This window comes from Escherichia sp. AM3, from assembly GCF_032029835.1.
Lineage (GTDB): Bacteria > Pseudomonadota > Gammaproteobacteria > Enterobacterales > Enterobacteriaceae > Escherichia > Escherichia coli.
On the sequence record NZ_JAVUPQ010000047.1, the window covers coordinates 1 to 16,644 of the forward strand.

The 16,644-nt window shown below is 49.3% G+C and carries 16 protein-coding genes and 1 pseudogene; 8 read left to right on the forward strand and 9 right to left on the reverse strand.

The window, feature by feature from the left end:
- From RTW80_RS16100 to tyrR, 4 genes are all read left to right on the forward strand, one after another.
- On the forward strand, nt 1–180 hold a 180-nt coding region (locus RTW80_RS16100), incomplete at its 5' end, for a hypothetical protein (RefSeq protein ID WP_312719535.1).
- Nucleotides 167–1,564: a YcjX family protein gene (locus RTW80_RS16105; protein ID WP_000825775.1), complete on the forward strand. Its 1,398-nt coding sequence runs from the start codon at nt 167–169 to the stop codon at nt 1,562–1,564. The genes RTW80_RS16100 and RTW80_RS16105, both read left to right, overlap by 14 nt.
- Nucleotides 1,561–2,622, forward strand: a complete 1,062-nt coding sequence (locus RTW80_RS16110; protein WP_000138728.1) for a YcjF family protein — start codon at nt 1,561–1,563, stop codon at nt 2,620–2,622. The genes RTW80_RS16105 and RTW80_RS16110 overlap by 4 nt, the downstream gene beginning before the upstream one ends.
- Before the next feature lie 147 nt (nt 2,623–2,769).
- Entirely contained in the window at nt 2,770–4,311 is a 1,542-nt protein-coding gene (gene tyrR / locus RTW80_RS16115; protein ID WP_001300658.1) for a transcriptional regulator TyrR, read from the forward strand.
- A 43-nt stretch (nt 4,312–4,354) separates the two neighbouring features.
- Here tyrR and tpx read toward each other — a convergent pair whose 3' ends face one another.
- On the reverse strand, nt 4,355–4,861 hold the full coding sequence (gene tpx, locus RTW80_RS16120) for a thiol peroxidase (protein WP_000084387.1): 507 nt from the start codon (nt 4,859–4,861) through the stop codon (nt 4,355–4,357).
- A 118-nt stretch (nt 4,862–4,979) separates the two neighbouring features.
- Here tpx and ycjG point away from each other — a divergent pair, with 118 nt between their 5' ends.
- Nucleotides 4,980–5,945 carry an L-Ala-D/L-Glu epimerase gene (ycjG, locus tag RTW80_RS16125; protein WP_001261211.1) on the forward strand — a complete coding sequence of 322 codons (966 nt, stop codon included), beginning with the start codon at nt 4,980–4,982 and terminating at the stop codon, nt 5,943–5,945.
- Here the strand turns inward: ycjG and mpaA are convergent.
- The 3 genes and pseudogenes from mpaA to RTW80_RS16140 form a co-directional block, all read right to left on the reverse strand.
- Entirely contained in the window at nt 5,920–6,648 is a 729-nt protein-coding gene (gene mpaA / locus RTW80_RS16130) for a murein tripeptide amidase MpaA (protein ID WP_000219122.1), read from the reverse strand. The genes ycjG and mpaA overlap by 26 nt on opposite strands.
- 126 nt (nt 6,649–6,774) lie before the next feature.
- A pseudogene (locus RTW80_RS16135) lies at nt 6,775–6,912 on the reverse strand (NAD-dependent dehydratase); the annotation flags it as partial.
- Nucleotides 6,913–6,982: 70 nt separating this feature from the next.
- Nucleotides 6,983–7,903, reverse strand: a complete 921-nt coding sequence (locus tag RTW80_RS16140; RefSeq protein WP_312719537.1) for an alpha/beta hydrolase — start codon at nt 7,901–7,903, stop codon at nt 6,983–6,985.
- 137 nt (nt 7,904–8,040) lie between these two features.
- Here RTW80_RS16140 and pgrR point away from each other — a divergent pair, with 137 nt between their 5' ends.
- Together pgrR and mppA are read left to right on the forward strand one after the other, a co-directional pair.
- Complete coding sequence (gene pgrR, locus RTW80_RS16145) at nt 8,041–8,940, forward strand: DNA-binding transcriptional regulator PgrR (protein WP_000817708.1); 900 nt, start codon at nt 8,041–8,043, stop codon at nt 8,938–8,940.
- Between the two features lie 336 nt (nt 8,941–9,276).
- The gene (gene mppA, locus RTW80_RS16150; protein WP_000683020.1) at nt 9,277–10,890 is read left to right on the forward strand and encodes a murein tripeptide ABC transporter substrate-binding protein MppA; all 1,614 of its coding nucleotides are present in this window, start codon (nt 9,277–9,279) and stop codon (nt 10,888–10,890) included.
- A 50-nt stretch (nt 10,891–10,940) separates the two neighbouring features.
- On the opposite strand, the gene ynaI is transcribed toward mppA, so the two are convergent.
- On the reverse strand, nt 10,941–11,972 hold the full coding sequence (gene ynaI, locus RTW80_RS16155; RefSeq protein ID WP_032247894.1) for a low conductance mechanosensitive channel YnaI: 1,032 nt from the start codon (nt 11,970–11,972) through the stop codon (nt 10,941–10,943).
- A 243-nt stretch (nt 11,973–12,215) separates the two neighbouring features.
- Here ynaI and RTW80_RS16160 point away from each other — a divergent pair, with 243 nt between their 5' ends.
- The gene (locus tag RTW80_RS16160; protein WP_000605090.1) at nt 12,216–12,473 is read left to right on the forward strand and encodes a DUF2534 family protein; all 258 of its coding nucleotides are present in this window, start codon (nt 12,216–12,218) and stop codon (nt 12,471–12,473) included.
- 49 nt (nt 12,474–12,522) lie between these two features.
- On the opposite strand, the gene uspE is transcribed toward RTW80_RS16160, so the two are convergent.
- From uspE to abgT, 4 genes are all read right to left on the reverse strand, one after another.
- Complete coding sequence (uspE, locus tag RTW80_RS16165; RefSeq protein WP_001262123.1) at nt 12,523–13,473, reverse strand: universal stress protein UspE; 951 nt, start codon at nt 13,471–13,473, stop codon at nt 12,523–12,525.
- A gap of 151 nt (nt 13,474–13,624) precedes the next feature.
- Nucleotides 13,625–14,377 (reverse strand): fumarate/nitrate reduction transcriptional regulator Fnr, encoded by a 753-nt coding sequence (gene fnr, locus RTW80_RS16170; RefSeq protein ID WP_000611911.1) that lies wholly within the window; start codon nt 14,375–14,377, stop codon nt 13,625–13,627.
- Between the two features lie 194 nt (nt 14,378–14,571).
- The gene (ogt, locus tag RTW80_RS16175; protein ID WP_000945005.1) at nt 14,572–15,087 is read right to left on the reverse strand and encodes a methylated-DNA--[protein]-cysteine S-methyltransferase; all 516 of its coding nucleotides are present in this window, start codon (nt 15,085–15,087) and stop codon (nt 14,572–14,574) included.
- 10 nt (nt 15,088–15,097) lie between these two features.
- Complete coding sequence (gene abgT, locus RTW80_RS16180) at nt 15,098–16,624, reverse strand: p-aminobenzoyl-glutamate transporter (RefSeq protein ID WP_032247895.1); 1,527 nt, start codon at nt 16,622–16,624, stop codon at nt 15,098–15,100.
- Between the last annotated feature and the right edge of the window lie 20 nt (nt 16,625–16,644).

A 16,644-nucleotide genomic window follows, 5' to 3' on the forward strand; every position in this document is an offset into this window, starting at 1 on the left:
GATAGAAACAGAAGCCACTGGAGCACCTCAAAAACACCATCATACACTAAATCAGTAAGTTGGCAGCATCACCAACACGGGCAGTTGATAATCAATGGCCTGGCCCTCACATTCATATCCTTACGAATGATTTTTTTTCTGGTCTTCAGAGCAGCACAGGACAGCAATGAAGCGACTTAAAAATGAACTCAATGCGCTGGTGAATCGGGGTGTCGACAGACATCTGCGCCTCGCTGTAACCGGACTTAGCCGCAGCGGCAAAACAGCGTTTATCACCGCGATGGTTAATCAGTTGCTTAATATTCACGCCGGAGCACGTTTGCCGCTGTTAAGTGCGGTGCGTGAAGAGCGCCTGCTGGGCGTGAAACGCATTCCCCAGCGTGACTTTGGCATTCCGCGCTTCACCTATGACGAAGGGCTGGCGCAGTTATATGGCGATCCACCCGCCTGGCCAACGCCAACGCGCGGCGTCAGTGAAATCCGCCTGGCGCTACGTTTTAAATCGAATGATTCGCTGCTACGCCACTTTAAGGATACCTCCACGCTGTATCTGGAAATTGTGGATTATCCCGGCGAATGGTTGCTCGACCTGCCGATGCTGGCGCAGGACTATTTAAGCTGGTCGCGCCAGATGACGGGCTTACTCAATGGTCAGCGCGGAGAATGGTCGGCGAAATGGCGAATGATGAGCGAAGGGCTGGACCCGCTAGCGCCTGCCGACGAAAACCGGCTGGCGGACATTGCCGCCGCGTGGACCGATTATCTCCACCACTGTAAAGAGCAGGGGCTGCACTTTATTCAGCCTGGGCGCTTTGTCTTGCCGGGAGATATGGCAGGTGCGCCCGCGCTGCAATTCTTCCCGTGGCCGGATGTCGATACCTGGGGCGAGTCCAAACTGGCGCAGGCCGATAAGCATACCAATGCCGGAATGCTGCGCGAGCGCTTTAATTATTACTGCGAGAAGGTGGTGAAGGGGTTCTATAAGAATCATTTTCTGCGCTTTGACCGCCAGATTGTGCTGGTGGATTGCCTGCAACCTCTCAACAGTGGGCCACAGGCATTTAATGATATGCGTCTGGCACTGACGCAGCTGATGCAAAGTTTTCACTACGGGCAGCGTACCCTGTTCCGGCGTTTGTTTTCGCCGGTTATCGATAAGCTATTGTTTGCTGCCACTAAAGCGGACCATGTGACCATCGATCAGCACGCTAATATGGTTTCATTACTGCAACAACTGATTCAGGATGCCTGGCAAAATGCGGCGTTCGAAGGGATCAGCATGGACTGCCTGGGGCTGGCGTCAGTTCAGGCGACCACCAGCGGCATTATTGATGTTAACGGTGAGAAAATCCCGGCGCTGCGTGGTAATCGACTTAGCGATGGCGCACCGCTCACTGTTTATCCTGGCGAAGTTCCCGCACGTTTGCCTGGTCAGGCGTTCTGGGATAAGCAAGGCTTCCAGTTTGAGGCATTTCGTCCGCAGGTGATGGATGTCGACAAACCACTACCGCATATTCGTCTTGATGCTGCGCTGGAATTTTTAATAGGAGATAAATTGCGATGACCGAACCGTTAAAACCACGTATTGATTTCGACGGTCCTCTGGAGGTCGATCAGAATCCTAAATTCAGGGCGCAGCAGACCTTTGACGAAAATCAGGCGCAAAATTTTGCCCCGGCCACGCTCGACGAAGCGCAGGAAGAAGAGGGGCAAGTCGAAGCGGTAATGGACGCAGCGTTACGTCCGAAACGCAGCCTGTGGCGCAAAATGGTGATGGGCGGGCTGGCTCTGTTTGGCGCAAGCGTTGTCGGGCAGGGTGTACAGTGGACAATGAATGCCTGGCAAACCCAGGACTGGGTGGCGCTGGGTGGATGTGCCGCTGGGGCATTGATTATCGGCGCTGGCGTAGGTTCTGTGGTAACAGAGTGGCGGCGCTTATGGCGCTTGCGACAGCGCGCCCATGAACGCGACGAAGCGCGTGATTTATTGCATAGCCACGGCACGGGCAAAGGCCGCGCATTTTGCGAAAAACTGGCGCAGCAGGCGGGTATTGATCAGTCGCATCCGGCGCTGCAACGCTGGTATGCCTCAATCCATGAAACGCAAAACGACCGTGAAGTGGTCAGCCTGTATGCGCATTTGGTCCAGCCAGTTTTAGATGCCCAGGCGCGGCGCGAAATCAGCCGTTCGGCGGCGGAATCAACGTTGATGATTGCGGTCAGCCCGCTGGCGTTGGTCGATATGGCGTTTATCGCCTGGCGCAATCTGCGTTTAATTAATCGCATCGCCACGCTGTATGGCATTGAACTGGGGTATTACAGCCGTTTGCGTCTGTTTAAGCTGGTATTGCTGAATATCGCTTTTGCCGGAGCCAGCGAACTGGTGCGCGAAGTGGGGATGGACTGGATGTCGCAAGATCTCGCTGCTCGTTTGTCTACCCGCGCAGCTCAGGGGATTGGTGCAGGACTTCTGACGGCACGACTCGGGATTAAAGCTATGGAGCTTTGCCGCCCGCTGCCGTGGATTGACGATGACAAACCTCGCCTCGGGGATTTCCGTCGTCAGCTTATCGGTCAGGTGAAAGAAACGCTGCAAAAAGGCAAAACGCCCAGCGAAAAATAATGCAATATCGGGTGCTGACCGGATATCTTTACGCCGAAGTGCCCGTTTTTCCGTCTTTGTGTCAATGATTGTTGACAGAAACCTTCCTGCTATCCAAATAGTGTCATATCATCATATTAATTGTTCTTTTTTCAGGTGAAGGTTCCCATGCGTCTGGAAGTCTTTTGTGAAGACCGACTCGGTCTGACCCGCGAATTACTCGATCTACTCGTGCTAAGAGGCATTGATTTACGCGGTATTGAGATTGATCCCATTGGGCGAATCTACCTCAATTTTGCTGAACTGGAGTTTGAGAGTTTCAGCAGTCTGATGGCCGAAATACGCCGTATTGCGGGTGTTACCGATGTGCGTACTGTCCCGTGGATGCCTTCCGAACGTGAGCATCTGGCGTTGAGCGCGTTACTGGAGGCGTTGCCTGAACCTGTGCTCTCTGTCGATATGAAAAGCAAAGTGGATATGGCGAACCCGGCGAGCTGTCAGCTTTTTGGGCAAAAATTGGATCGCCTGCGCAACCATACCGCCGCACAATTGATTAACGGCTTTAATTTTTTACGTTGGCTGGAAAGCGAACCGCAAGATTCGCATAACGAGCATGTCGTTATTAATGGGCAGAATTTCCTGATGGAGATTACGCCTGTTTATCTTCAGGATGAAAATGATCAACACGTCCTGACCGGTGCGGTGGTGATGTTGCGATCAACGATTCGTATGGGCCGCCAGTTGCAAAATGTCGCCGCCCAGGACGTCAGCGCCTTCAGTCAAATTGTCGCCGTCAGCCCGAAAATGAAGCATGTTGTCGAACAGGCGCAGAAACTGGCGATGCTAAGCGCGCCGCTGCTGATTACGGGTGACACAGGTACAGGTAAAGATCTCTTTGCCTACGCCTGCCATCAGGCAAGCCCCAGAGCGGGCAAACCTTACCTGGCGCTGAACTGTGCGTCTATACCGGAAGATGCGGTCGAGAGTGAACTGTTTGGTCATGCTCCGGAAGGGAAGAAAGGATTCTTTGAGCAGGCGAACGGTGGTTCGGTGCTGTTGGATGAAATAGGGGAAATGTCACCACGGATGCAGGCGAAATTACTGCGTTTCCTTAATGATGGCACTTTCCGTCGGGTTGGCGAAGACCATGAGGTGCATGTCGATGTGCGGGTGATTTGCGCTACGCAGAAGAATCTGGTCGAACTGGTGCAAAAAGGCATGTTCCGTGAAGATCTCTATTATCGTCTGAACGTGTTGACGCTCAATCTGCCGCCGCTACGTGACTGTCCGCAGGACATCATGCCGTTAACTGAGCTGTTCGTCGCCCGCTTTGCCGACGAGCAGGGCGTGCCGCGTCCGAAACTGGCCGCTGACCTGAATACTGTACTTACGCGTTATGCGTGGCCGGGAAATGTGCGGCAGTTAAAGAACGCTATCTATCGCGCACTGACACAACTGGACGGTTATGAGCTGCGTCCACAGGATATTTTGTTGCCGGATTATGACGCCGCAACGGTAGCCGTGGGCGAAGATGCGATGGAAGGTTCGCTGGACGAAATCACCAGCCGTTTTGAACGCTCGGTATTAACCCAGCTTTATCGCAATTATCCCAGCACGCGCAAACTGGCAAAACGTCTCGGCGTTTCACATACCGCGATTGCCAATAAGTTGCGGGAATATGGTCTGAGTCAGAAGAAGAACGAAGAGTAAGCGCGAATATGCCTGATGGTGCAACACCATCAGGCATATTAAATTATGCTTTCAGTACAGCCAGAGCTGCTTCGTAATCCGGCTCGGTGGTGATTTCATCCACCAGCTGGCTGAAAATCACATTGTCATTTTCGTCAATAACCACAACGGCACGCGCTGCCAGACCTTTCAGTGGGCCATCAGCAATTGCCACACCGTAGGCTTGCAGAAATTCAGCGTTACGGAAAGTGGAGAGGGTGATAACGTTGTTCAGACCTTCTGCGCCGCAGAAACGAGACTGGGCGAACGGCAGATCGGCAGAGATACACAGCACAACGGTGTTGTCGATCTCGGTTGCCAGTTGGTTAAACTTACGTACTGATGCGGCGCAAACACCGGTATCAATACTCGGGAAAATGTTCAGCACTTTGCGTTTACCCGCAAACTGACCGAGGGTGACGTCAGACAGATCTTTTGCCACGAGAGTAAAAGTCTGCGCTTTGCTACCCGCCTGCGGGATGGAATTGGCGACTGTAACCGGGTTGCCCTGGAAATGAACGGTTTGTGACATGATTATCTTTCCTGTTTACATATAGTTAACGTCACACCTAGTTTATGCTAACTGTCAATAACACAGCAAACGCTATTTGCGCTTCATCCGCAGACCACCGCGACAACAAGGAGTAAAGATGAGAACCGTTAAGGTATTCGAGGAAGCCTGGCCCTTACATACCCCGTTTGTGATTGCCCGGGGAAGTCGCAGTGAAGCGCGCGTGGTGGTGGTTGAACTGGAAGAAGAGGGTATTAAAGGCACCGGCGAATGCACGCCGTATCCGCGTTATGGGGAAAGTGATGCCTCGGTAATGGCGCAAATTATGAGCGTCGTGCCGCAACTAGAGAAAGGGCTGACACGGGAGGAGTTGCAAAAAATTCTCCCTGCCGGCGCAGCACGTAATGCGCTGGATTGTGCATTGTGGGATCTGGCCGCGCGAAGACAGCAGCAATCGCTGGCTGATTTGATCGGCATAACGCTTCCCGAGACAGTTATCACTGCACAGACGGTTGTCATCGGTACGCCTGATCAGATGGCCAATAGTGCATCAACACTCTGGCAGGCAGGCGCGAAATTACTGAAAGTGAAGCTGGATAACCATCTTATCAGTGAGCGGATGGTGGCAATTCGCACAGCTGTGCCCGATGCGACGCTGATCGTTGATGCAAATGAATCCTGGCGTGCAGAAGGGTTGGCGGCGCGTTGCCAGCTATTGGCGGATTTAGGCGTTGCGATGCTTGAACAACCGCTTCCTGCGCAGGACGATGCGGCGCTGGAGAATTTTATTCATCCGTTGCCGATTTGTGCTGATGAAAGTTGTCATACTCGTAGCAATTTGAAGGCGCTGAAAGGGCGCTATGAGATGGTTAATATTAAGCTCGATAAAACCGGGGGTCTGACGGAAGCGCTGGCGCTGGCGACTGAAGCGCGTGCACAAGGTTTCAGTCTGATGCTGGGCTGCATGTTGTGTACCTCTCGTGCCATTAGCGCCGCTTTACCGCTGGTGCCGCAGGTCAGTTTCGCCGATCTTGACGGACCGACCTGGCTGGCGGTAGATGTGGAACCGGCGCTTCAGTTCACGACGGGCGAATTGCATCTTTAGGATGCCAGCGCAGCAAGTTTGCCATCGCAAAGAGATATTTTTCGCTGGCTTCGTCGGAGGAGATGGGCGGAAACTCTGCGGTGATGCAATGCAAGTTCAGATCTGCACACCAACTGCCGAAAGAGCCAGGCGTTTCATAACCGACGCTGGTTACCAGAGGCAATTCAAACGCCTGAGCCAGCCATTCGCCTAATTCGCTGTGTCTGGGATCTTCAATACAGGCCAGTGGATCGTGGAATGAGACCACCCAGGCAGGTTGAATGCGGTGTATAAGCTGGCACAGCGCCTGGGTTTCAGGTTCGGAGCCAGGTTTGTCACCTGTCAGTAATACGACATCGCGTTCTTCAGCGGCGCTGTTCCAGCGATAAACGGTTTCACCTTCCTTCCAGTTCGCCGCCGGAAAGTTTCTGTTTAAATCCACACCATTAGCATTGGCCCGTAACCCCAACTGGCAGCCGTCAGGATTCACACACAGCACCACATGATGACGGCGCAAAGAAGGTGTCAACGTCCGCAGAGCACAGGAGAGCGTGACGACCGAAGAGTTTTCATCACCGTGAGTGCCAGCCAGAATCAAACCACTTTCGCGGCTGGCTGCAGGGGCAGGAAACCAGATTAACGGCGCGCCCAATAATGAACGTCCGTAATGTTCTGTTCCGGGCGGAAATGCGCCGCGTTCGGCGCGTGGGCGGGTTACGGTCATGATCGTCTCTGGTTCAGGAAGTATTACAGGCAGTGTTGTGCAAATTTTGCGGATTATCAAATCCTTTTCTTCAACGCTATGTCATCGATCTTGTATCACTTTTTTGCCGGAAGTTGTTTGCATTTTATTAGTTGGATAGGGTTTGTGGATTTTTGCTGGCTGACGGGCAAATAAAGTTTGTTTAATGGTTTGCTTATCTGCCAGTTGATTAATCACATGGCGGGCTATCTGACCGCCAGCACCAAGAATCAGTACATTTTTCATGAAAATTATCCCAGATTATTGGCAGCAATATGCCAGGCCATATCACTATTGCGGATTTGAATATGTTTCATTACAGAGTTTCCTCAAAGAACGGAGCTAATACTGAAATTGCTTCAGCCACATAGGCTTTGCCGTCATAAAGATTCATATGGTTTGCGCCTTCAACAATGTGATAGCGTTTATCCTGGCTTGATGCTCGATCGTACAGGTCGTCACTCATCCATTTGCTCCCTGCCTGGCTGCCCGCCACAATCTGCGTCGGCTGAGTCAGGTACACTTCCGCCATATGGTAAGCATCATAGGTAATAATCTGGTTAAGGCTGCGCAAAGTAGCGTAACCCGGTGCTGTTGGATACTGCGCGCGAGGGGTGTGGTAATACTCCCAGGCCTGACGCAGTTCTTCGTTCGGCGCATCGGACTCCTTCATTGGTGCCAGTGGCATAATGGCGTATTCTCCGCTGCTAATATCGCTGGTTCTGGCGTTTGAACCCGCTTCAACGTATGGCAGGGCATCAATAGATTTCACATTGTTTTCCCAACCATTACGGAATATCGAACCAATATTGACCGCACTAACGGTACCGATGGCCTTGATGCGGCGATCCTGAATTGCAGCATTGGCTGTATATCCTGCACCGGCACAAATTCCCATCGCACCAATTCGGGTATTGTCGACATAAGAAAGCGTTGTCAGGTAATCAATCACGGCACTGATGTCTTCAGTACGAATGTATGGGTTTTCTAACTGACGCGGCTCGCCGCCACTTTCACCTTGATAAGATGCGTCATAAGCAATAGTGACAAATCCCTTTTCCGCCAGTTTTTTGGCATAGGTTCCGGCCGTTTGTTCTTTAACGCCCCCACCTGGGTGAGATAACACAATTGCCTGATACTGACGGGTTTCATCAAATTTTGGAGGGAAATAGATCACTGCAGACAAAGAGATGGTTGGATTATTGCTGTTAGTGAAGCTGACTTTATTATTCATCATTCCGTTCCTCATGGAGTTGTCGGTTCGTTTTAACGGTTGGTGATATCACTATAGATATTGATCATTAAGTTGATTAGACCCAAAATCATGATTAGACCTATCATTTAAATGATTAATAGATTGCATGGAGATACTGAATGAAGCGTGAAGAAATCGCTGATCTGATGGCGTTTGTCGTCGTTGCAGAGGAGCGTAGCTTCACTCGTGCAGCAGCCCGCCTGAGCATGGCGCAGTCAGCTTTAAGCCAGATAGTGCGTCGTATAGAAGAACGATTGGGATTGCGGCTTCTGACGCGAACCACGCGCAGCGTTGTTCCAACTGAAGCGGGCGAGCATCTTTTGTCTGTTCTTGGCCCTATGTTGCATGACATAGATTCAGCCATGGCATCCCTGAGCGATCTGCAGAACCGCCCATCCGGGACAATACGTATTACTACTGTAGAACATGCAGCAAAAACGATATTGTTACCAGCAATGCGCACATTCCTGAAATCGCATCCTGAAATTGATATTCAGCTCACCATTGATTATGGTTTGACCGATGTCGTTTCTGAACGTTTTGATGCAGGCGTCCGTCTGGGTGGGGAGATGGATAAAGATATGATCGCCATTCGAATCGGGCCAGATATACCAATGGCTATTGTTGGCTCACCGGATTATTTTTCTCGCCGAAGTGTTCCAACGTCAGTGTCACAATTAATAGATCATCAGGCAATTAATTTGTATCTTCCCACATCGGGTACAGCAAATCGCTGGAGATTAATACGCGGTGGACGTGAAGTTCGTGTTCGCATGGAAGGTCAGCTTTTACTGAATACGATAGACCTGATCATTGATGCTGCAATTGATGGGCATGGATTGGCGTATCTACCTTATGATCAGGTTGAGCGGGCTATTAAAGAAAAAAAACTGATACGTGTTTTGGATAAATTCACACCAGATTTACCCGGTTATCACCTGTACTATCCACACCGTCGACATGCTGGCTCGGCATTCTCATTATTTATAGATAGGCTGAAGTATAAAGGTGCTGTTTAGCACTACTTGCTGATACATTAATTTAATTCTTCTCTTAACGTATTCTCAGTTCCTTTCAACGTTTTGGTCATTTTTTATTCTTCGTACAATGGCGACAGATGCTGATTATGATACCGAAAACGGGTTTGAACGTGCGAAGCCCGAACGTAGTGTTCGGAGTTCTATGTGCTTTACCGCATTTTGGAGACTATTATTTACACTAAATCTGATTTGATATATTGATACTTAAAACATTTGATGCTTCCTTTGTCACTTTTTTGATGGAAGTTGTTTGCATTTCTTTAAGGCGAAACAAATAATTACGCATCAATTTTAATGTCGGTTAGAGGGAAACTTATGAAGCACTCTGTTTCAGTCACGTGTTGTGCGCTGTTGGTCAGCAGCATTTCTCTTTCGTATGCTGCAGAAGTTCCGAGCGGCACAGTACTGGCAGAGAAGCAGGAGCTGGTGCGCCACATTAAAGATGAGCCTGCGTCGCTGGATCCCGCTAAAGCCGTGGGCCTGCCAGAGATTCAGGTCATTCGCGATCTGTTTGAAGGTCTGGTGAATCAGAACGAAAAAGGGGAGATTGTCCCCGGCGTTGCGACTCAGTGGAAAAGTAATGACAACCGTATCTGGACTTTTACCCTGCGCGATAACGCAAAATGGGCGGATGGCACACCGGTAACGGCGCAAGATTTTGTCTACAGCTGGCAACGTCTGGTGGACCCAAAAACATTGTCGCCATTTGCATGGTTTGCCGCGCTGGCGGGAATCAACAACGCACAGGCGATTATTGATGGTAAAGCTACGCCTGACCAGCTTGGCGTCACCGCAGTTGATGCCCATACTTTGAAAATTCAGCTTGATAAACCGTTGCCGTGGTTTGTGAATTTAACCGCTAACTTTGCCTTCTTCCCGGTGCAAAAAGCCAACGTAGAAAGCGGTAAAGAGTGGACGAAACCCGGAAATCTGATCGGCAATGGCGCTTATGTTCTTAAAGAGCGCGTAGTCAATGAAAAACTGGTCGTGGTACCGAATACCCATTATTGGGATAACGCCAAAACGGTACTGCAAAAAGTGACCTTCCTGCCAATTAATCAGGAATCCGCAGCCACTAAGCGTTACCTCGCGGGGGATATTGATATCACCGAATCCTTCCCGAAAAATATGTATCAGAAGCTGTTGAAGGATATTCCGGGGCAGGTTTATACGCCGCCGCAGCTCGGGACCTATTATTATGCGTTTAACACGCAAAAAGGGCCGACGGCAGATCAGCGCGTTCGTCTGGCATTAAGTATGACGATAGATCGCCGCCTGATGACCGAAAAAGTATTAGGGACGGGCGAAAAGCCAGCGTGGCATTTTACACCAGATGTTACCGCGGGATTTACGCCGGAACCTTCGCCGTTTGAACAAATGAGTCAGGAAGAACTGAATGCGCAGGCAAAAACTTTGTTGAGCGCAGCTGGTTATGGTCCGCAAAAACCGCTGAAGCTGACGCTTTTGTATAACACTTCAGAAAACCATCAAAAAATTGCGATTGCTGTAGCATCGATGTGGAAAAAGAACCTTGGCGTAGATGTTAAATTGCAAAATCAGGAATGGAAAACCTATATCGATAGCCGTAACACCGGCAATTTTGATGTTATCCGCGCCTCGTGGGTGGGGGATTATAATGAACCCTCCACTTTCCTGACATTATTAACGTCAACGCATTCAGGAAATATTTCACGCTTTAACAATCCGGCATATGACAAAGTTCTGGCCCAGGCATCGACGGAAAATACCGTTAAAGCGCGTAATGCCGATTACAACGCGGCAGAAAAAATCCTCATGGAGCAAGCACCGATTGCACCAATTTATCAATATACCAATGGACGATTAATCAAGCCGTGGCTGAAAGGTTATCCCATTAATAATCCTGAAGATGTGGCGTACAGTCGGACTATGTATATTGTGAAGCATTGATGTGATGGGAACTGGCGTTACCCTTGTGCATAACGCCAGTGATGTCTGATTTAGCGACCCTGTTCCGGCGGTGTAATGTTATCCATATACAGCGTCTGGCTGGGGAAGGCAAAGTCCGCGCCGTGTGACTGTACAATATCGATAATCTTCAAATAAACGTCTTGCTGTGCAGCAAGCCATTCAGCCCATACCGTGGTTTTGGTAAAGCAATAAACCATAATATTCAATGAAGAGTCAGCAAACTGGTTGAAATAAACCAGTAAGGTTTGTCGCTGGTCGATGGCCGGGTGATTTTTCAGCATCTCACGTACAGCTTCGACAATAACGCCCACTTTTGCCGCATCCTCATAACGTAAACCAATGGTCGTGGTAATGCGGCGGTTGGTCATTCGTCCTGGGTTTTCTACGCTGATCGACGAAAACAGCGAGTTCGGTACGTACAATGGACGATTATCAAAGGTCGTAATTTTGGTAATTCGCCAGCCAATTTCCGCTACTGTACCTTCGATATTTCTGTCCGGTGAACGGATCCAGTCGCCAATACTGAAAGGACGGTCGAAATAGAGCATAATCCCGGAAAAGAAGTTACTCAGAATATCTTTACCGGCCATACCGACAGCCAGACCACCAATACCACCAAAGGTCAGCAAGCCAGAAAGGCTCATGCCGAAATGTTCGCCATAAAGCAGAACAAGCACCACAATAATGGTGATTTTGATGATACGCGACATAATCCGCGCACTGGTGATATCGCGACCTTTTTTAATCTGCTGTTTTTCAAACTGATTAATCAGCAGAAATAGCTTAATCGTCAGAATAAACGCAATCAGGGACGTACAGATAAAATCGATAACGCCTGGGGTGATAAATTTGAGTTTATAGTTTTCTATAACATAATTAATAATGCTACCAACAGCACTGATAATTATGGTGTAGATTAAAAATTGCACCGCATGGAATAAAAATCCTTTTCTTTTACGATTTCCACGGCGAAACCAAAAGCTCATCAGAATCAATGCTGCGCAGCTACCGAAAATAATGACCAGATTAAGCGCATTATTTGTAAACAGTTCAGCGATCATTGTTTTATCAGGCTCCTCCAGATAATTGTCGTCATGCCGGAAACCCCTGGCGGGGCTATTTTACCGCGACAATTCATTCAGATCATCAATAGTCAGGGAAGGAAGTAGCAACATTAGCTAACTAATCAATGCGTTGATTGTAAATCCAGCTAAGAGGTGAGGTTTTCAGAGCAGACAACGGTGAAATGTCATGGTATTGTTACGTTTAGGTAACAAGAAATTTGTCTGCACAAGGATTACATCATGATTATGGCGAAACTGAAGTCAGCGAAAGGGAAGAAATTTCTCTTTGGTTTGTTGGCGGTTTTCATTATTGCGGCGTCGGTTGTGACTCGCGCGACCATCGGCGGCGTTATAGAACAGTACAATATTCCGCTGTCTGAGTGGACGACATCAATGTATGTGATTCAGTCATCGATGATTTTTGTTTATAGCCTGGTCTTTACTGTGTTGCTGGCAATCCCGTTGGGAATTTATTTCCTTGGCGGCGAAGAGCAGTAAGTAAAAAATAGGCCCGATAACTCGGGCCTTGTCAGTTATTGAAGAGTCGTTAATCGTCTTCTTCGTCATCCAGTTCAACGGGTGTCTGATACTGGTCAGGTTTAATGACCAGCAGGTCGCAGCGAAGATGATCAATCACCTGTTCCGCCGTGTTGCCGAGGAATGCTGCTGAAATACCGGTGCGTCCGACCGTGCCCAGAACCACAATTCCCGCCTGTAAATGCTCCGCCAAATCAGGAATCACCTCTTCAGGCAGACCTTTTTCTACGTGCGTCATGTTTTCATTAATGCCGAATTTCTGCCGCAGAGCTTTCATTGCCAGCAAATGTTGCCCACGAATGGCATCGTTATAAACGCTCGGGTCAAATTCCGGCAGTTCAATCGCGATATTAATTGGCGTTACCGGATAAGCGCCAACCAGATGAACTTCGGTATGGTTGACTTGTTCTGCCAGTTCGATCGTCTCTTTGACCAGTTTTTCATTGAGCGCATTATGATACGGCTCTTCACTGGCGAGATTCACCGCCACCAGCGCCTTGCCTCCTTCCGGCCACGGCTGGTCTTTCACCATCCACACCGGGCTTGGGCATTTGCGTAACAGATGCCAGTCCGTTGGCGTAAAAATCACCGCTTCCAGACGGTCATGTTGGTGCGCCATTTTTAGCACCAAATCGTGTCCGCCGCTGATCACTTCCTGAATAATGGCTTCGAAAGGACGGTTATGCCAGACCACTTTAATTTCAATGGGAACGCCAGCATTGAGATAATATTTTGCCTGCTCGTGGATCCAGGCTGTACGCTGGCTGATGACGCCCTGACGCATAGCGGTACGTTCGTCCGGGGAGAGCAGGGTGGTCATTTCGTATGAGAAGTCATAGATCGGCAAAAAGGCTTTAATTTTGCCACCAATCCGTTGATGTAAATAAACAGCTCGCCGCAATGCTGGTTGGTCGTCCTGGTTAGGATCGATAACAACGAGCATGTTCTGATACATAGCCATACAGGGTCTCCTTACAACAACTGTCAACGCAGTTTGTAATTAAAAGATTAACCCATATCTGGTGAATGAAACAGTGATGAACCTTCTGCCAGATCAATAAATCAGAAAAATTTAATGATATGACAGAAGGATAGTGAGTTATGCGGAAAAATCAGGCAACGTTACGCGTATGACCAGCAAGCTGGGCCAGCGCATCGTTATTTTCGATGGTGATGTATTTACCTTTGACTGCCAGCATACCGCTTTTCTGGAAGCGACCCAGCAGACGGCTGATGGTTTCTACCGTCAGGCCCAGATAGTTACCGATATCGCCACGAGTCATCGTCAGGCGGAATTCACGAGGGGAGAAGCCGCGTTGGGCAAAACGACGGGACAGGTTGTAGATGAATGCAGCCAGACGTTCCTCGGCATTTTTCTTCGACAACAGCAGGATCATGTCCTGATCGCCTTTGATTTCACCGCTCATCAGACGCATCATCTGCTGACGCAGATTCGGCATTTTACCGGACAAATCGTCCAGCGTTTCGAACGGGATTTCACATACCATCGAGGTTTCCAGCGCCTGAGCGAAGCTCGGGTGATGGCCGCTGCCGATAGCATCAAATCCCACCAGGTCACCTGCTAAATGAAAACCAGTGATTTGCTCGTCGCCTTGCTCAGTGATGGTATAACTTTTAATCGTACCGGAGCGGATGGCATAAAGCGATTTAAGTTCATCACCAGCCTTAAACAGCGTCTGGCCTTTCTGAATAGGCTTCTTCCGCTCAATGATATTATCAAGCTGATCAAGCTCATGTTCGTTGAGTGTGAACGGGATGCAAAGCTGGCTGATGCTGCAATCCTGGCAATGGATAGCACAACCGCCAGACTGAATGCGCCGTATAATTCGCTTTTCCGGGATCATAGGTCTGCTCAAGCCGTAATTGATATTTGTCAATTTTAACATCTTTTTAGGGAGCAAGTAAGTCTAAGCAAACCTTAACAGCAGAGAATTCCGATATTAGATGTAAATATATGTCTATCTATTTGAAAACCATTAAGTTGTTAAGGGTAACTTTACATAAAAGTGTGAACAAGCTGGCACAAATTGTTTAATGTTTACAGCAAAAGATAACCTTCATGGCGCAATAACCACTCTTTTCGCTGAACTCCGCCTGCATATCCGGTCATGGTGCCGTTTCGGCCAATAACCCGATGGCAAGGTACGACGATGCTGATGGGATTCGATCCGTTTGCCGCACCAACGGCACGCGCCGCGCCAGGGCGGCCCAATTGTTCAGCCAGTTGGCCGTAATGCATTACCTGCCCGCAGGGGATAGTGCGTAGTGTTTTCCAGACTTCGCGCTGAAATGGCGTCCCCCCTGTGGCAGTGGGAAGCGTATCAATAATGCTAAGATTACCGGCAAAATAATCACGAAGCTTGTCGCTTAAACCGCCTGGGTTGGTGGCAGAAATGCGCTCATAGCCTTCTTTGCGATAATGGATGTCCAGCAGCTGCACCATGCGTTCGCTGTACTCTTCCCATTCAACCGCCCGCAGACGAAATTGTTCATCGCAAATCACCCACAGTGGACCCAGTGGCGTGGCAATTTTTTCTTCAAGTAATCTCAGCATCCGTTCTCTCTTAAGACAAACGTGGGGAAATCCCCGGACCTATCGGCAGACCAACAAGATACCACGCCAGCAACATCAGCAGCCATACCACCAAAAAGATAAGCGGATAGGGCAAGACTAACGAATAGTAAGTACCCAGTTTCGCGTCTGGTTTGTAGCGTTGCAGGAATCCAAGAAACAGTGGAACAAAAGGAGATACCGGCGCTAAAGGCAATACGGATGAGTCGGCAATACGAAAGAGGATTTGCGCAAATGCCGGGTGAAAGCCAAGTAGCATAAACATTGGTACGAAAATGGGGGCAAGAATCGACCAGATTGCGGAACCGCTGGCAATAAACATGCATAAGAAAGAGGAAAGCAACGCCAGACCGACAAACGCCGGGATGCCGCTAAGCCCTGAACTTTCCAGTATATCGGTCAGCCCCACGGCGATGAATTTCCCCATGTTGCTCCAGTTAAACATGGCGACAAATTGGGCGAGGGGAAAAACCATCACGATAAATCCCGCCATCTCTTTCATCGGTTCAATCATTAAATGCGGTAAATCCGCCTGACGTCGAATTGTGCGGGTAGCGATGCCATAAGCCAGCGAGACAATAAAGAAAAAAAGAATGATCAGTGGCACGATACCTTTAATAAAGGGTGATGGCATCACGGTGTGATTAATCGGATCGCGCAATATCCCGTTTTGCGGGATCACCATCAGCGCAATCGCAGCAATAAAAAGTAGCGATACGACACCTGCTATGCGTAAACCAAAACGCTGACTTTCGGTCAATGTCTGCAGTTTCTCATCGCTGTTTCCCTGCCATTGACCTAACCGTGGCTCGATGATTTTGTCGGTTATCAGGCCGCCAACAATCGTCAGTACGACTACGGAGCTGGCCATAAAATACCAGTTATCAATTACACTGACGTGCATTTGCGGATTGAACGCAGCTGCCGCTTCCGTGCTGATCCCCGACAGCAACACGTCGGTTGTGACAATCAGTAAATTAGCCGTAAAGCCGCAACCTACGCCTGCAATGGCAGCCAGTAAACCTGCAACTGGATGCCTGCCCACCGCCAGAAAAATCAGCGCACCCATCGGTGGCATGATCACTAACGCCGCATCGGAAGAAATGTGGCTGAAAAAAGCAATAAACAGCACCATATAACTGGCGTAGCGGGCATTAACATGCGATGCCATTTTAACCATTAGTGCTGGCAGTAAGCCGACGCGCTCCGCCAGACCGGCACCTAAAACCAGCGCCAGGATCGCACCAAGTGGAGCAAAACCGCTAAAGTTTTTAATAACATTGGGTAAAAACCAGTGTAATCCTTCCACACTGAGCAGGTTTTTCACCACCACCGGCGTACCATCGGTCGGGTTTTTCGCACTGACGCCAAAGGCCGACAAAATTGCCGTCGTCACCATGAGTACGATAATCAAATAGATAAAGAGCAGAAAAGGATGGGGAACCTTGTTACCAATTCTTTCGACCCAGCCATAGAGCTTCCCGGATTGGGAGGACGACGGTATGGATGACATACTCATGGGCATTCCTCGGTTGTTGT

What these genes read in the sequence shown, in the direction of transcription:
- RTW80_RS16105 (WP_000825775.1), top strand. Translation starts at nt 167, where the DNA reads ATGAAGCGACTTAAAAATGAACTCAATGCGCTGGTGAATCGGGGTGTC.
- RTW80_RS16110 (WP_000138728.1), top strand. Translation starts at nt 1,561, where the DNA reads ATGACCGAACCGTTAAAACCACGTATTGATTTCGACGGTCCTCTGGAG.
- tyrR (WP_001300658.1), top strand. Translation starts at nt 2,770, where the DNA reads ATGCGTCTGGAAGTCTTTTGTGAAGACCGACTCGGTCTGACCCGCGAA.
- tpx (WP_000084387.1), bottom strand. Translation starts at nt 4,861, where the DNA reads ATGTCACAAACCGTTCATTTCCAGGGCAACCCGGTTACAGTCGCCAAT.
- ycjG (WP_001261211.1), top strand. Translation starts at nt 4,980, where the DNA reads ATGAGAACCGTTAAGGTATTCGAGGAAGCCTGGCCCTTACATACCCCG.
- mpaA (WP_000219122.1), bottom strand. Translation starts at nt 6,648, where the DNA reads ATGACCGTAACCCGCCCACGCGCCGAACGCGGCGCATTTCCGCCCGGA.
- RTW80_RS16140 (WP_312719537.1), bottom strand. Translation starts at nt 7,903, where the DNA reads ATGATGAATAATAAAGTCAGCTTCACTAACAGCAATAATCCAACCATC.
- pgrR (WP_000817708.1), top strand. Translation starts at nt 8,041, where the DNA reads ATGAAGCGTGAAGAAATCGCTGATCTGATGGCGTTTGTCGTCGTTGCA.
- mppA (WP_000683020.1), top strand. Translation starts at nt 9,277, where the DNA reads ATGAAGCACTCTGTTTCAGTCACGTGTTGTGCGCTGTTGGTCAGCAGC.
- ynaI (WP_032247894.1), bottom strand. Translation starts at nt 11,972, where the DNA reads ATGATCGCTGAACTGTTTACAAATAATGCGCTTAATCTGGTCATTATT.
- RTW80_RS16160 (WP_000605090.1), top strand. Translation starts at nt 12,216, where the DNA reads ATGATTATGGCGAAACTGAAGTCAGCGAAAGGGAAGAAATTTCTCTTT.
- uspE (WP_001262123.1), bottom strand. Translation starts at nt 13,473, where the DNA reads ATGGCTATGTATCAGAACATGCTCGTTGTTATCGATCCTAACCAGGAC.
- fnr (WP_000611911.1), bottom strand. Translation starts at nt 14,377, where the DNA reads ATGATCCCGGAAAAGCGAATTATACGGCGCATTCAGTCTGGCGGTTGT.
- ogt (WP_000945005.1), bottom strand. Translation starts at nt 15,087, where the DNA reads ATGCTGAGATTACTTGAAGAAAAAATTGCCACGCCACTGGGTCCACTG.
- abgT (WP_032247895.1), bottom strand. Translation starts at nt 16,624, where the DNA reads ATGAGTATGTCATCCATACCGTCGTCCTCCCAATCCGGGAAGCTCTAT.